This is a genomic window from Kitasatospora sp. cg17-2, from assembly GCF_054031055.1.
The window spans coordinates 2,258,104-2,272,966 of record NZ_CM132923.1; the positions used below are offsets into that span (position 1 = coordinate 2,258,104).

Annotated in this window: 14 protein-coding genes; 4 read left to right on the forward strand and 10 right to left on the reverse strand. The window is 73.0% G+C overall.

Annotated features, from left to right (window positions below):
- Positions 1–138: 138 nt before the first annotated feature.
- The 4 genes from ACW14Y_RS08815 to ACW14Y_RS08830 form a co-directional block, all read right to left on the reverse strand.
- Positions 139–2,097 (reverse strand): APC family permease, encoded by a 1,959-nt coding sequence (locus tag ACW14Y_RS08815; RefSeq protein WP_380303152.1) that lies wholly within the window; start codon positions 2,095–2,097, stop codon positions 139–141.
- Between the two features lie 325 nt (positions 2,098–2,422).
- A complete protein-coding gene (locus ACW14Y_RS08820) occupies positions 2,423–4,681 on the reverse strand; it encodes a heavy metal translocating P-type ATPase (RefSeq protein WP_456986433.1) in 2,259 nt (752 codons plus the stop codon).
- 87 nt (positions 4,682–4,768) lie between these two features.
- A complete protein-coding gene (locus ACW14Y_RS08825; protein ID WP_456986434.1) occupies positions 4,769–4,921 on the reverse strand; it encodes a hypothetical protein in 153 nt (50 codons plus the stop codon).
- A gap of 197 nt (positions 4,922–5,118) precedes the next feature.
- Positions 5,119–5,913 carry a metal-dependent hydrolase gene (locus ACW14Y_RS08830; protein ID WP_380306555.1) on the reverse strand — a complete coding sequence of 265 codons (795 nt, stop codon included), beginning with the start codon at positions 5,911–5,913 and terminating at the stop codon, positions 5,119–5,121.
- A 405-nt stretch (positions 5,914–6,318) separates the two neighbouring features.
- Here ACW14Y_RS08830 and ACW14Y_RS08835 point away from each other — a divergent pair, with 405 nt between their 5' ends.
- From ACW14Y_RS08835 to ACW14Y_RS08850, 4 genes are all read left to right on the forward strand, one after another.
- Positions 6,319–6,912: a mycothiol-dependent nitroreductase Rv2466c family protein gene (locus tag ACW14Y_RS08835; protein WP_380306565.1), complete on the forward strand. Its 594-nt coding sequence runs from the start codon at positions 6,319–6,321 to the stop codon at positions 6,910–6,912.
- A 172-nt stretch (positions 6,913–7,084) separates the two neighbouring features.
- Positions 7,085–8,212 (forward strand): sugar ABC transporter substrate-binding protein, encoded by a 1,128-nt coding sequence (locus ACW14Y_RS08840; RefSeq protein WP_380306554.1) that lies wholly within the window; start codon positions 7,085–7,087, stop codon positions 8,210–8,212.
- A 42-nt stretch (positions 8,213–8,254) separates the two neighbouring features.
- A complete protein-coding gene (locus ACW14Y_RS08845) occupies positions 8,255–9,034 on the forward strand; it encodes an ATP-binding cassette domain-containing protein (RefSeq protein ID WP_380306553.1) in 780 nt (259 codons plus the stop codon).
- A 56-nt stretch (positions 9,035–9,090) separates the two neighbouring features.
- Positions 9,091–10,359, forward strand: coding sequence for a sugar ABC transporter permease (locus ACW14Y_RS08850; protein WP_380306563.1), 1,269 nt, complete (start codon positions 9,091–9,093; stop codon positions 10,357–10,359).
- Between the two features lie 110 nt (positions 10,360–10,469).
- On the opposite strand, the gene ACW14Y_RS08855 is transcribed toward ACW14Y_RS08850, so the two are convergent.
- The 6 genes from ACW14Y_RS08855 to ACW14Y_RS08880 form a co-directional block, all read right to left on the reverse strand.
- On the reverse strand, positions 10,470–10,895 hold the full coding sequence (locus tag ACW14Y_RS08855) for a PPOX class F420-dependent oxidoreductase (protein WP_456986435.1): 426 nt from the start codon (positions 10,893–10,895) through the stop codon (positions 10,470–10,472).
- A gap of 90 nt (positions 10,896–10,985) precedes the next feature.
- Positions 10,986–11,630, reverse strand: coding sequence for a LuxR C-terminal-related transcriptional regulator (locus tag ACW14Y_RS08860; protein WP_380306549.1), 645 nt, complete (start codon positions 11,628–11,630; stop codon positions 10,986–10,988).
- Positions 11,582–12,892, reverse strand: a complete 1,311-nt coding sequence (locus ACW14Y_RS08865; RefSeq protein ID WP_456986436.1) for a sensor histidine kinase — start codon at positions 12,890–12,892, stop codon at positions 11,582–11,584. The genes ACW14Y_RS08860 and ACW14Y_RS08865 overlap by 49 nt, the downstream gene beginning before the upstream one ends.
- A gap of 1 nt (position 12,893) precedes the next feature.
- Positions 12,894–13,763, reverse strand: coding sequence for a CPBP family intramembrane glutamic endopeptidase (locus ACW14Y_RS08870; RefSeq protein WP_456986437.1), 870 nt, complete (start codon positions 13,761–13,763; stop codon positions 12,894–12,896).
- A 199-nt stretch (positions 13,764–13,962) separates the two neighbouring features.
- Positions 13,963–14,265, reverse strand: a complete 303-nt coding sequence (locus tag ACW14Y_RS08875) for a DUF1905 domain-containing protein (protein ID WP_380306543.1) — start codon at positions 14,263–14,265, stop codon at positions 13,963–13,965.
- A gap of 19 nt (positions 14,266–14,284) precedes the next feature.
- Positions 14,285–14,815 carry a GNAT family N-acetyltransferase gene (locus ACW14Y_RS08880; RefSeq protein WP_456986438.1) on the reverse strand — a complete coding sequence of 177 codons (531 nt, stop codon included), beginning with the start codon at positions 14,813–14,815 and terminating at the stop codon, positions 14,285–14,287.
- Positions 14,816–14,863 lie beyond the last annotated feature (48 nt).

Genomic DNA, 14,863 nt, shown 5'->3' on the forward strand with positions numbered 1-14,863 from the left:
GAGTGACGGAGTGGGGCAAGCGGACTGCCATGCTATGCACCTGACAACCCATCGGCACAGGCCCCGCACATCCCCGACTCCCCCACCGAACTCCGCTCCCGCCCCGGACTTCCCACCCGCCCCGTCCTCCCCACCCCCTCAGCCCACGTGCACCCGCGGCCGCCGCCCCCGGTCCGGCTCCGCCTCCCGCAGCACCTCGCGGGTGACCGGCGCGACCTCTCCCTGACCGAACAGGAAGAACCGCAGGAACTGCGCGAACGGATTGCCCTCCGTCCACTCGAAGTAGATGTGCGGCTGCTGCCCGGTGCGGTCCCGGACCGTGAGCAGCAGCGCGGCCAGCGCGTTGGGAACGCTGGAGCTCTCCAGCGTGAGCACCCGGTAGCGGTCGTGCAGCACCTCGCCGTGCACGGTGAGCACGGCCTCGAACTCCGAGGGGTCCCTGACCGTCACCTCGACGAAGACCAGGTCGTCCTCGATCGGGATGTCGTTGTCCGCCCGGATCTGGCGCTTCTTCTCCTGGTACTCGGCCAGGTCGCGGCTGTTCGGCTCGTTGGCGATCAGGCGCAGCGGCCGGTGGGTGTAGTCGCGCACGAAGCGCTCGGCGGCCTCGTCGAAGACGATGTCGGTGACCCGGAGTTCGAAGGCGCGCTTGAGCCGGGAGGCCAGGGAGACGAGCACGATGGCGGCGATGAAGCAGGCGCCGATCTTCACGCCGTCGGGGCGTTCGGCGATGTTGAGGGCCGTGGTGTAGAGGAAGACGGCCGCGATGATCGCGAAGCCGATGGTCCAGCCGGTCTGGCGGGCGGCGCGGGCGGCGATGGTGACGGCGATCGCGGCGGAGCTGATCAGCACCAGGACGCCGGTGGCGTAGGCACCGCCCTGGGCGTCCACGCTGGCGTCGAAGAGCCAGGTGACCAGGAAGGCGATCAGGGTGAGCACGATGACCATCGGCCGGACCGCCTTCGCCCAGTGCGGCGCCATGCCGTACCGGGGGAGGTAGCGGGGCAGCAGGTTGAGCATGCCGGCCATGGCGGAGGCGCCGGCGAACCAGAGGATCGCGATGGTGGACAGGTCGTAGATGCTGCCGAAGGTGTTGCCGAGGTACTCGTGGGCCAGGTACGCGAGCGCGCGTCCGTTCGCTTCCCCGCCGGGCTCGAAGGCCTCCTTCGGGATCAGCAGGGTGGTGATGAAGCTGGTGGTGATCAGGAAGACGCTCATGATCAGCGCGGCGGTGGTGAGCAGCTTGCGGGCGCCGCGGATCCGGCCGGTCGGCTTCTCCTCGGTGTCGTCCGGGTCGCCCTCGATGTGCGGCATGACGGCGACGCCGGTCTCGAAGCCGGAGAGGCCGAGGGCGAGTTTGGGGAAGGTCACCAGGGCGACGCCGATCATGGCGACGACGTTGCCGTGCTCCGCGGTGAGCGCGTCCGCCCAGTCGCTCACCACTCCGGGGGAGCTGAGGACGTGGTAGAAGCCGGTGACGACGACGACCACGTTGAGCGCGAGGTAGATCGCGACCAGGACGACGGCCAGGCCGATCGCCTCGCTGAAGCCCTTGAGGAAGACGCCGCCGAGCAGGGCGATGAGCACCAGGGTGATGACGACCTGCTTGCCGGTCAGGGCGCTGTGCAGGTGCGGGTTCTCGACCAGGTGGGCGGTGGCGTCGGCGGCCGACAGGGTGATGGTGATCATGAAGTCGGTGGCGGCGAAGCCGAGCAGGGCCAGGACGAACAGTTTGCCCTGCCAGAACGACAGCAGGCGTTCCAGCATCGCGATCGAGCCCTCGCCGTGCGGGCTCTCCCGGGCTACCCGGCGGTAGACGGGCAGGGCGCCGAAGAGGGTGACGACGACGAGGACGACGGTCGCCACCGGGGAGAGCAGTCCGGCCGCGAGGGCGGCGATGCCGGGCTGGTAGCCGAGGGTGGAGAAGTAGTCGAGGCCGGTCAGGCACATCACCCGCCACCAGGGGCGGGCCTGTTCGGCGGGGGCCTGGGCGTGCGGGCCGGGGTGCTGCTTGACCCGGTCGGACAGGCCCTCCAGCAGCCAGGCGCGGAAGCGCTGCCCACGTCCGAAGGAGCCGCTCGTTCCCGAGGAAGCCACCCTGCACCCCTTTGTCCCACGTGCCCGAAGCCGTCCCCGGAGCGCCGTCCGCCGAATGGGCCGCCGACGAGCCACGGACCACCGGCCCGCCGACGGCACGGCGACAACCCGGCACGGCACGACACGGCACGGCACGGCGACGACACGCTATGCGACCGGGCCGCTGACCTCAGGGAACGCCTCGGCCGTGTCCCCTCATCGGATCAGCGCCCGGGCACCGCCCCGAGCGTCCGGGGGCACGACACGCGGCCGGGGGCCCCGGAACCACTTCGGTTCCGGGGCCCCCGGCCGTGCAGCGAGAAGCAGACGCCCGGCGGAAAGGCACTCAGCGGAAGGTGCGGAGCCGGAGGCTGTTGCCGACCACGAAGACCGAGGAGAAGGCCATCGCCGCGCCCGCGATCATCGGGTTGAGCAGTCCGGCGGCGGCCAGCGGCAGCGCCGCGACGTTGTAGCCGAAGGCCCAGAAGAGGTTGCCCTTGATGGTGCCCAGCGTCCTGCGGGAGAGGCGGATGGCGTCGGCGGCGGAGCGCAGGTCGCCGCGGACCAGGGTGAGGTCGCTCGCCTCGATGGCGGCGTCCGTCCCGGTGCCCATCGCGAGGCCGAGGTCGGCCCGGGCCAGCGCCGCGGCGTCGTTGACACCGTCGCCGACCATGGCGACGACCCGGCCCTCGGCCTGCAGCCGCTCGACCACCGCGACCTTGTCCTCGGGCAGCACCTCGGCGATCACGTCCTCCGCCGGGATGCCGACCTCGGCGGCGACGGCCTCGGCGACGGTGCGGTTGTCGCCGGTGAGCAGGACCGGGCGCAGGCCGAGGGCGCGCAGTTCGGCGACGGCCCGGGCGCTGGTGGGCCGGACGGCGTCGGCGACCTCCAGGACGGCGCGGGCGGCGCCGTCCCAGCCGACCGCGACAGCGGTCCGTCCGGCGGCCTCGGCGGCCCGCTTGGCCTCCGCCAGCCCCGCCGGCAGGTGCTGCGCCCACTCGGCGAGCAGGGCCTCGCGGCCGGCGACGACGGCGTGGCCGTCCACGACGCCCTGGACGCCGAGGCCGGGGACGTTCTCGAAGTCCTCGACGGCGGGCAGGGTGCCGAGGCGTTCGGCGGCTGCGGTGGCGATCGCGGCGGCGATCGGGTGTTCGGAGGCGTGTTCGAGGGCGCCGGCCAGGCGCAGGGCCTCGTCCTCGGTGGTGCCGTCGGCGGTGCGGACGGCGAGCAGGGTCATCCGGCCGGTGGTGACGGTGCCGGTCTTGTCGAGGACGACGGTGTCGACCCGGCGGGTGTTCTCCAGGACCTCGGGGCCCTTGATCAGGATGCCGAGCTGGGCGCCGCGGCCGGTGCCGACCATCAGGGCGGTCGGGGTGGCCAGGCCCAGGGCGCACGGGCAGGCGATGATCAGCACCGCCACGGCCGCGGTGAAGGCGGCCGTCCAGCCCTCCCCGGTGGCGAGCCAGTAGCCGAGGGTGGCGAGGGCCAGCGCGATCACGATCGGTACGAAGACGGCGGAGATCCGGTCGGCGAGGCGCTGGGCGGCGGCCTTGCCGTTCTGGGCGTCCTCGACCAGTTGGGCCATCCGGGCGAGCCGGGTGTCGGCGCCGACCCGGGTGGCCTCCACCACGAGCCGGCCGCCGGCGTTCACGGTGGCGCCGGTGACGGTGTCGCCGACGGCCACCTCGACCGGCACGGACTCGCCGGTCAGCATCGAGGCGTCCACGGCCGAGGCACCCTCGACCACCACGCCGTCGGTGGCGATCTTCTCCCCGGGACGGACCACGAACCGGTCGCCGACGGTCAGCGCGCCGATCGGGACGCGCACCTCGGTGCCGTCGCGCAGGACGGCGACGTCCTTGGCACCGAGTTCGAGCAGGGCGTGCAGGGCGGCCCCGGCGCGGCGCTTGGAGCGGGCCTCGAACCAGCGCCCGGCCAGGATGAAGGCGGTGACCCCGGCGGCGGCCTCCAGGTAGATGCTGGACGAGCCGTCGCCCCGGGCGACGGTGAACTCGAAGCCGTGCCGCATCCCGGGCATGCCCGCGTGGCCGAGGAACAGTGCCCACAGGGACCAGAGGAACGCGGCGCCGGTGCCGAGCGAGACCAGGGTGTCCATGGTCGCGGCGCCGTGCTTGAGGTTGGTCCAGGCAGCCCGGTGGAACGGCCAGGCGGCGTAGGTGACGACGGGCGCGGCGAGGGTGAGCGAGAGCCACTGCCAGTTGTCGAACTGGAGGGCGGGCACCATCGCCATCGCGACGACGGGGACGGCCAGGACGACCGCGGTGATCAGCCGCTGCCGCAGTGGGGCGAGGTCGTCGACGGACTCCGCGGGCTCCGCGGACTCGCCGGCCCCGGCGGCATCGGCGACGACCGGCCGGGGCGGGGCGGCGGTGTAGCCGGTGGCCTCGACGGTGGCGACAAGGTCGGCCACGCTGACCTCCGGCCCGAACTCGACCTTGGCCTTCTCGGTGGCGTAGTTGACGGTGGCGGTGACGCCGTCCATCCGGTTGAGCTTCTTCTCGATCCGGGCGGCGCACGAGGCGCAGGTCATGCCGCCGATCCGGAGTTCCACCTCGGTGGAGGGGGGTGCCTGGGTGGTCATCTGGGCTCCTCGTGCTCGTGGTCGATCGGATCCGGGTCCGGGGTCCGATACCCCCTGGGGGTTCGAACCCCCGGACCCGGTGGGCGGTCAGGCCCGCTGGGCGGGAACGCGGTCGGCCTCGGCCTCGGCGACGGCGGTGTCGACCTCGACCTCGCCGGCCACGACGGCATCGACGGCATCGACGGCCACGACGGCCTCGGTGCCGGTCGAGCAGGTGCCTTCGGTGGAGCAGCAGGACATGGGATTCCTCCGGTGATCTCGGCGACGGTTCTCGATACCCCCCATGGGTATCTTGGCCCGATGAGCTCATTTATACCCCTGGGGGGTATGCAAGGCAAGCACGGCCGCCCGGAGCGCGGACGCGACAGGGCCCCGCACCGGAGCCGCTCCCCCGGTGCGGGGCCCTGCCACCTGCGCGGTCGCGGCCGCGCGGCGGATCAGCCGAAGTAGCCCAGCGCACCCACCGCGCACAGGCCGCCGGCGCCCATGAAGACCGGCATCAGCACCTTGAGCTCCACCCAGCTGCCGGCCCGGAACCGCATCCCCTTCGGCGGGCCGATCGGGTACCACCGCTTGCGGCCGATCGGGATCGGCCACAGCACCGGGCAGCCGGAGACGGTGAGCGCGTCGCCCAGGCAGTGCACCAGCGCGCCGAGGGTGATCGGCAGGCCGATCCACAGGTACTCCTGCCCGGGCTGGTCGAACAGCCAGAGCGCGCCGTTGCCCGGCTTGTCCAGGACGTCCGTCAGCATCCAGGCGCCGGCCGCGCCGAGCAGCCAGACCAGGACGTCACTGGAGACCCGGGCCTGGCGCCACAGCAGTCCCTCGATCGCCAGCACCATGTGCACGAAGAGCACCCCGAGCACGCCCCACCGGCCGCCGTAGACGGCGACGGCCGAGGCGCCCGCGCCGCACAGCGCCGCCCAGAGCCAGGTGTGGGTCAGCGTGCGGTGGCCGCCGGTGCGGCGCGGGTCCCGCTTGCCGCGGGTCGCCTTGTAGACGGCGAAGGAGAGCTTGTCGATCACCTCGCAGAGGATCCGCGAGACCGGGCCGAACGCCCGGGATATGGTCGCCGCCTTGTGGTCGAGGTCCGGCGCCAGGGCGGCGCCCGCACAGATCAGCGTCCCCGCGAGCAGCACCGGCCAGGGCATCGGTTCGCCCATGCCCGCCGCGATCGCTCCCGCGCCCAGCCACGCCGCCGCGCCGGACAGTGAATGCGCCGGTCCCATCATCTTTTCGGCTCCCGCCCTCGTCCCGACCGCCCGTCGCGAGGGCTTCGCGAGGGCCTGACGGGGCGGCAGCATATCCGTCCAAGATCGGAAACACCCGGAGCCACTCCCTCACCCGGACGGCGGCAGCGTTTCACCGTTCCGGATCATGCCGCCGGACACGGACGGTGACGGCCCCTCACCTGTCGGAGGGGCGGAGCGGCCCGGGCGGGTCGCGGCGGCCCGATCCGCGAGTGGCCCAGGAAAACCGCACCGGACCGGCCCTTCCGAGCGGTCCGGCACGCCCCTAGGCTCGGCCGGGTGACCACTACAGCTGCCACTACCGATGCCAACGCCAATGCCAACGCCGACTCCGGTACCGCCGGTGCCCCCGGTGCCGCCGGTACCGCCGGTACCGCGACCAGCACCGTGGACTTCTACTTCGACCCGATCTGCCCGTTCGCCTGGATCACCTCCCGCTGGATCCTGGAGGTGGAGAAGCACCGGGACCTCGACCTGACGTTCCGGGTGATGAGCCTGTCCGTGCTCAACGAGGGCCGCGAGGGCCTGCCCGAGCGCTACGAGCGCCTCCTCACCACCGGCTGGGGCCCCGTCCGGGTCTGCGTCGCCGCCGCCGAGCAGCACGGCGTCGGGGTGCTGCGCGACCTCTACACCGCGCTCGGCACCCGGCTGCACGTCGAGGACCGGGAGGTCGACGACAAGCTGCTGCGCGAGGCGCTGGCCGAGGCCGGCCTGCCGGAGGAGCTCGCCGAGGCCGCGCACGGCACCGAGTGGGACGAGGCGCTGCGGCGCAGCCACCACGCGGGCATGGACCCGGTCGGCGAGGAGGTCGGCACCCCGACCATCCACGTCGACGGCACCGCCTTCTTCGGGCCGGTGCTGAACGCGATCCCGCGCGGGGAGGAGGCCGTCCAGGTCTTCGACGGCGTCCGGCTGCTGGCCGGGCACAAGGCGTTCTTCGAGCTCAAGCGCACCCGCACGGGGTCGCTCGACTTCGGCTGAGGATCCGGGGACGGGCAGGGCGGTCACCGGCCGACGGGTACGAGCACCCCGTCGGTCCGGTGGCCGCCTTACCCGTTCGGCCCAGCTCCGATCGTGGCGGCGGCCCGCAGTTCGCAGACTCGGACGCGGGGGACCGAAGAACGGGGCGGGTCCAACCGGAAGAGGCATCCTCATGAACAACGGGCTTCGCCGCACGCTCGCGGCCGCCGCAGTGGTTTCCCTCGGTCTCGCGCTGTCCTCGTGCGGCAGCGCCAAGGAGTCCTCCGGAGGCGGCTCGTCCGGCTCCGCGAGCGGTTCCGCCGGCGGCGGCAGCACGGTCGGCGCGGTCCGGATCGGGCTGCTGCTGCCCGAGACCAAGACCACCCGCTACGAGCAGTTCGACCGGCCGCTGATCGAGCAGAAGATCAAGGAGCTGGCACCGCAGGCGCAGATCGACTACTACAACGCGAACGAGAACGCCACGACCCAGCAGACCCAGGTCGACACCGCGCTCACCAAGGGCGACAAGGTGCTGATCCTGGACGCCGTGGACGCGAAGTCGATCCAGTCCTCCGTCCAGAAGGCGCACGACGCGGGCGTCAAGGTGATCGCCTACGACCGCCTGGCGCAGGGACCGGTCGACTCCTACGTCTCCTTCGACAACAAGAAGGTCGGCCAGCTCCAGGGCGAGGCCCTGGTCGCCGCCGTCGGCGACAAGGCCGGCTCCGGGTCGATCATCATGATCAACGGCTCGCCCACCGACCCCAACGCGGCCGACTTCAAGGCCGGCGCGCACAGCGCGATCGACGGCAAGCTGAAGATCGGCAAGGAGTACGACACCCCCAACTGGGACCCGAACAACGCCAACCAGGAGGCCTCCGCCGCGATCACCGCGATCGGCGGGCCCAATGTGGTCGGCGTCTACTCGGCCAACGACGGCATGGCCGCCGGCATCGCCACCGCCCTCAAGGCGGCCGGCCTCAGCGTGCCGCTCACCGGCCAGGACGCCCAGCTGGACGGCGTGCAGCGGATCCTGGCGGGCACCCAGACGATGTCGATCTACAAGCCGTTCAAGCCGGAGACCGACATCGCGGCGCAGATGGCGGTGACCTTCGCCCAGGGCAAGCCGCTGGACCCCGCGCTGGTGCCGGTCACGGTCACCAACGGCAGCGGCAACCAGGTCCCGGCCAACCTGATCACCCCGGTCGTGCTGACCAAGGACAACATCAAGACCACCGTGGTGGCCGACGGCCTCTACACCGTGGCCCAGATCTGCACCCCGGACTACGCGGACGCCTGCAAGGCCGCGGGCCTCCAGTAGCCGTGCCCGCCAACCCGGTCGAGGTCGAGGGAGTTGGTCACCGTGACGGGTGAGACCGTCCTGGCCCTGCGCGGGGTCTCCAAGCGGTTCGGCGCCGTCCAGGCGCTCACCGACATCGAGCTGGAGGTCCGCGCCGGCGAAGTGCTCGCCCTGGTCGGCGACAACGGCGCCGGCAAGTCCACCCTGGTCAAGTCCATCGCCGGGGTGCACCAGCCGGACGAGGGCACCATCGAGTGGCAGGGCCGCCCGGTCAGCGTCCACCGGCCGCAGGACGCCCAGCAGTTGGGCATCGCCACGGTCTACCAGGACCTGGCGCTCTGCGACAACCTCGATGTCGTCGGCAACCTCTTCCTCGGCCGGGAGATCCGGCGCTTCGCCGTCCTCGACGAGGTCGCGATGGAGAAGCGGTCCCGCTCGCTGCTGGACACCCTCTCCATCCGCATCCCCAGCGTGCGGATCCCGGTCGCCTCGCTCTCCGGCGGTCAGCGCCAGGTGGTGGCGATCGCCCGCGCGCTGATCGGCTCGCCGAAGGTCGTGATGCTCGACGAGCCGACCGCCGCCCTCGGCGTGGAGCAGACCGCCCAGGTGCTCGACCTGGTCGAGCGGCTCCGCGACCAGGGCCTCGGCGTCATCCTGATCAGCCACAACATGGCCGACGTGATGGCCGTCGCGGACACCGTCGCGGTGCTGCGGCTCGGCCGCAACAACGGCGTCTTCGACAAGCGCCGGACCAGCCAGGAAGAGATCATCTCGGCCATCACCGGCGCCACGGACAACGCGGTGACCCGCCGGGAGGCCCGCGGCACGGAGGGCTCCCCATGACCGAGCAGACCCCCGGCGGCGACAAGCACCGCCACACCCCCCTCCCCGAGGACAGCATGCCGACGGGCGGGGTCAACGCCCCCGTGCCGGTCGCCGCCGAGGCCACCCCGGCCGTCGACCCGCGGCTGATCGTGCGCCAGGAGGGCGTCAAGGGCTACCTGGGCGAGTTCCGCCGCCGCGTCACCAGCGGCGAACTGGGCTCGCTGCCGGTGGTGCTGGCGCTGATCGTGATCTGGGCCGTCTTCGGCAGCCTGAACAGCTCCTTCCTGTCCGCCCAGAACCTCTCCAACCTGTCGCAGCAGATCGTCGGCACCGGCATGATCGCCATCGGCGTGGTGTTCGTGCTGCTGCTCGGCGAGATCGACCTCTCGGTCGGCTCGGTCAGCGGACTGTGCGCGGCGATCTTCGCCGTGCTGAACGTCACCCACGGCGTCAACCAGTGGGTGGCCCTGCTCTCCGCCCTGGTCGGGGGCGCCGTGGTCGGCCTGATCCAGGGCGTGTTCTTCGCCAAGGTCGGCGTGCCGGCCTTCGTCGTCACCCTGGCCGGCAACCTCGGCTGGAACGGCCTGATGCTCCAGGTGCTGGGCGCCAGCGGCACCGTCAACCTGTCCGGCAAGGACATCGTCTCCCGGCTCTACAGCACCATCTACGGCTCCCAGGCCGCCGCGTACGGGGCGGCCGCGATCGGCGTGCTGCTGTTCCTCGGCGCCTCGGTGCTGGACGCCCGGCGGCGCCAGGCCGCCGGGGTGCCGTCCCGCCCGGTCCTGGACATCGCGCTGCGCACCGCGGCGATCGCGGTGGTCGCCTTCCTCGCCGCCTACACGCTCAACCAGTACAAGGGCCTGCCGCTGGCCCTGCTGATCTTCCTGGTCTTCATCGTGGTGCTGGACTTCGTCCTGCGGCGCACCACCTACGGCCGGCAGGTGTTCGCGCTCGGCGGCAACATCGAGGGCGCCCGGCGGGCCGGTATCAACGTGGCCTGGATCCGGATCAGCGTGTTCACCATCTGCTCCACCATGGCGGCCGTCGGCGGTCTGTTCCTGGCCGCGCAGATCCAGTCGGCCAGCCAGACCTCGGGCGGCGGCAACCTGCTGATGAACGCCATCGCGGCCGGCGTCATCGGCGGCACCAGCCTGTTCGGCGGACGCGGTTCGACCTGGTCGGCGCTGCTCGGTGCGCTGGTGATCGGCTCGATCCAGTCCGGGATGAACATCCAGGGGCTGAGCAACGCCATCCAGTTCATGATCACCGGTGCGGTGCTGCTCGCGGCCGTGGTCGTCGACTCCCTCGCCCGCCGCACCCAGCGGGCGGCCGGCCGCGCCTGAGCGGCGGGTTCCCCGGCCGGCCGCCGCGTGACGGGGCCCGGCCGCTACGTGGCGGGGCCCCGTTACGTGACGGGGCCCACCCGCCGCGTGGCGGGGCCCGTCCGGGTCGGTCAGCCCAACTGCTCGCCGTAGACGTGGTCGACGGCCAGCACCATCAGCACCCTCCGGTCGGTGACCATCACGGCCCGGTACTCGTCCCAGTCCGGGTGCTCGCCGGCCGCCCGGCGGTAGTAGTCGACCAGGGCCTCCACCTCGGGGCCCTTCGGGTCGTTCCCCGGCCCGATCAGGGTGACGGTCCCCTCGGCGGTGGCCCAGGCCCGGCCGTCGGCCCGGGTCACCTCCAGGGCGGCGCGCGGGTCGCGGCGCAGATTGGCGGTCTTGGCGCGGCCCTCGGTCACCGAGACGTACAGCCGCTCGGCGGCGCGGTCGTAGAACGGCATGACCGGCGACAACTGGGGCCGCCCGTCGGACTTGATGGTGGCCAGCACACCGAGGCGGGCGGCTTCGAGCAGGGCGCGGGGATCGAAGGTCGTCATGGTGCCATCATCGACCTTCACACCGGTGTGAAGGTCAAGTGGCGCACGCGGATCGGTGTTTCCCGCGTGCATCGGTATCTCGCACGCGGATCAGCGTTCCAGATGGGCCAGGACGGCGAGGACCCGGCGGTTGTCGTCGGCCGAGGACTCGATCCGCAGCTTGGCGAAGATGCTCGCGGTGTGCTTGGCCACGGCGCTCTCGCTGATGTGCAGGGCGCGCGTGATGGCCGCGTTGGAGCGGCCCTCCGCCATCAGCCGCAGCACCTCGTGCTCGCGCGGCGTCAGTTCGGCGGTGCTGCCCCGGGCGTCGCCGCGCGCCAGCAGCTTCGCGATCACCTGCGGGTCCATCACCGTGCCGCCGCCCGCGACCGTCCGCACCGCGTCCACGAACTGCTCGGTGCGGGTGACCCGGTCCTTGAGCAGATAGCCGATCGCCCCCCGACCGTCGGCCAGCAGCTCCCGCGCGTACAGCCGGTCCACGTACTGGGAGAGGACCAGCACCGGCAGGCCCGGCCGGGCGCCGCGCGCCTCCAGCGCGGCCCGCAGCCCCTCGTCGGTGAAGGACGGCGGCAGCCGGACGTCCACCACCGCGACGTCCGGCTCCTGCTCGCGCAGCGCCCGCCGCAGGTCGGGGCCGTTGTCGACGGCCGCGACCACCTCGAAGCCGTGCTCCCGCAGCGTCCGGATCAGCCCGTCCCGGAGCAGGAAGAGGTCTTCGGCGAGGACGACGCGCACGGTATCTCCAGGGTCACGGTGGTCGGGCCGCCCGGCGGGCTGTGCAGGGCGAGGGTTCCGTCGACGGTACTCAGCCGGCGCGCCACCCCGCGCAGCCCGCTGCCCCCGCCGGGGTCCGCTCCGCCGCGGCCGTCGTCCGCGACGGTGGCGGTGAGCGTCCCGTCCGCGTGCGCCAGCCGGATCGTCACCTCCCGGCCACCGCCGTGCTTGGCGGCGTTGGCGAGCAGCTCGACGACCGCGAAGTAGGCCGCCGCCTCGACCGGCGCCGGGAAGCGCCCCGGCAGTTCGACGGTGACGTGCGTGTCCAGGAAGCAGTCCAGCGCGAGGGAGCGGACGGCGTCACCGAGGCCCCGGTCGGTGAGGATCGGCGGGTGGATGCCGTGCACGAGGTCCCGGAGGTCCTGGAGGGCCCGCGCCGAGCTCGCCCGCACCTCGCGCAGCAGGTCGCGGGCGGCGTCCGGGTCGGAGTCCAGCAGCCGGGTCGCGGCATCCAGCGTCATGCCGAGGGCGACCAGCCGGGCCTGCGCGCCGTCGTGCAGATCGCGCTCGATCCGCCGCAGTTCGGCCGCCTGCGCGTCCAGCGCCTCGGCCCGGGTGTCGGTGAGGTGCTCGACCCGGCGGACCAGTTCGGTGGTGTACGGGGCGGCGAGGACCCTCCGGGTCCACCGGGCGTGCAGCCCGAGCACCGCGGGCGCCATCCGCAGCGCGGCCGCGACGAACAGCAGACCGAGCACCGCGGCGGCCAGCATCGAGGGGGTGGAGTCGACGAGCACGAAGGCGTACCAGTTGTCCGGCCCGAGCAGGCGCCACACGAAGGGCTGGAGCAGCGCGCCGAACAGTCCGAAGCCGGCCAGCGTCGGCGGGACGGCGACCAGCAGCCCGCCCACCCACGGCTCCACCCAGGACCAGCGGACGTCCTGCCAGAAGCTCTCGTCGGCGAGGACCGCGCCCGCCCGCTGTCGGCCCTCCCCCTCCGGCAGCGGGTCGGGCGGGCTGATCCGGGTGCCGGTCCAGCGGGTCGCCCAGGAGCGGTAGCGGTCGGACAGCCGGCGCAGGCGCGCGGCCGCGCCCGGCAGCAGCGGCCGGCCGACGCCGACCGGGAGCAGCAGCAGCACACCCACCACGAGGGCGCCGACCGCGGTCACGGCGAAGGCGTAGAAGGAGAGCTTCTGGCAGCGGAGCAGCGCCACGGCATCGCCGCGCACCGTGCCGCCCGCTCCCCCGTCCTGCCGCACCGCCGTGCCCGCCCGTCGTTCCGTCACCTCAGCGCGCCCCGTGCGGCGCCGCCGGGATCCTACCCGCCGCAACCGACGGCTCCCGGTGGCCGTACCCCCGGGCCCGCAGCACCCACGGCACGGCCGCCAGCAGGCAGGCGCCGCCGAACAGCACCATCGGCAGCACCGTCCCGTCCTCCTCGTCCATCGTCAGCAGCATCCCGAGGTTGACCAGGGTGTGGAAGCCCCCGGCGAGCAGCAGCCGGTGGGTCCGCACGCCCTCCAGGGCGAGTCCGAGCAGCACCGACATCGCGACCGTGCCCAGCAGGAACCCGGCCGCGTACGCGGGGTGCTGGGCGAACACCTGGACGTGCCAGCCGCCCCAGAGCAGGCCCACCGCGACGGGGGCGGCGAGCGGCCCGAACCGGGTCCGCAGCAGCGGCTGCAGCCAGCACCGCCAGCCGATCTCCTCGCCGCAGGCGCCGATCAGCTGGGCGAGCACGACCAGCGCGAACGGGTGGGCCAGGGACCGGGGGTCGGTCAGCCGCGCGTCCCCGTCACCGTCCAGCAGCGCGTAGGCGCCGGCGGCGAGGGCGATGATCAGCGGCGCGGTGAGCAGCAACGGGAGGCCGGTGCGGCTGCGGCCGGGGCCCGCCCAGGCGGTGTCGCGCCGCGCGCGGAGTGCCCCGGCCAGCCGGGCGCGGATCCGCCCCGGCCACAGCAGGGCCACCACCAACACCCCTGCGGCGGGACCGAACTGGGTCAGCTGCAGCACCTCGTCCGGCACCCCGGTGGCGGGCTGCAGCGCGCCCAGTGCCCCGGCCCCGAGGAGGGCGACGGCGAGGAACACCCCCGTCTCGGCCTTCCACCGCACCTTCCGGTCCTGCCCGGGCTGTTCCTGTCGGGTTCGGGTCCTCATGTCGTCCGCCTCCGGTCCGCTCGTTCGCGTGCTTCCGTCGACGACGACTCTTCCGGGGCGCGGGCGGCCGGACATTGCGTCCAACTGCCCGGCGGGGGTGTATCCAGGTACACCCCCCACCCGGTCCTCCCGGTCAGGGCTGGTCCTGCTGTCGGGGTGGTGAGGGAACGCGGGGCGGGGCGGCGGGGGTGTCGTGCCGTCAGAGGTCGAGGAGTTCGACGGTGACGGTGGCGCTGTCACCGGCGTCGAGGTCCTCGGCCTTGCGGACGGCGCGTTTGACCGGGAGCACGTAGGCACCGTCGGAGGCCGGGAAGATCGAGGTCTGCCAGGTGCTGGCGCCGATCGTGACCCGCACCCGTTGTGCACCGAACCCGCGCCGAGGCCCGGCGGCGGTCAGGTCGTGGATCTCCTCGGAGGGCTCGACGGGCAGCCTGACGAAGGTCCAGTTGTCGGAGCGGCGGGCTTCCCAGATCCAGAGCTCTGCCTGGAATTCGAACTTCATCGGACGAGCCTTTCACGTGTCACATCGGCAACGAGTGCAACCGGAGGGCGCCTCCGGGCCACCGCGCGCCGTCGTGCAGCGGGAACCACATGGTGCGCAGCGGCATCACCGCCGGGCCGGTGGGCTGTTCGACCTCCACCGGACCCGCCAGCGGCTGCCAGCCGAGGCGGGTGTAGAGCTCGGCCTTGTCCGGGCGGCAGAACAGGACGGCGAGGCGCGGCCCGAGGGTGCGGGCGTGGGCGAGGGCGCCGTCGACCACGGTCCGGGCGAGGCCGTGCCCGCGCAGGTCGGCGGCGACGGCCACGCCGCCGAGGCCGACGAGTTCGGTCGGGTTCCCGTCGATCGACACCGGCAGGATCACCAGTCCGGTGTGGGCGACGAGCCGGCCGTCCGGCTCGGTGCGGATGCCGAAGTGGAGGTCCTTGGGCCGCCAGACCATCCCGTGCTCGGCCACCTGGAAGGGGTCCGGCCCGTCGCCGAGGATCTCGGTGTGGGTGTACTCCTCCAGCGGGACGACCGTGCTGAATATGCTGATCTGATCATCACTCATCCCCGCATCATGCCAAGGCCCGCCCGCGGCAGGGCCGGGCGGGCCCGA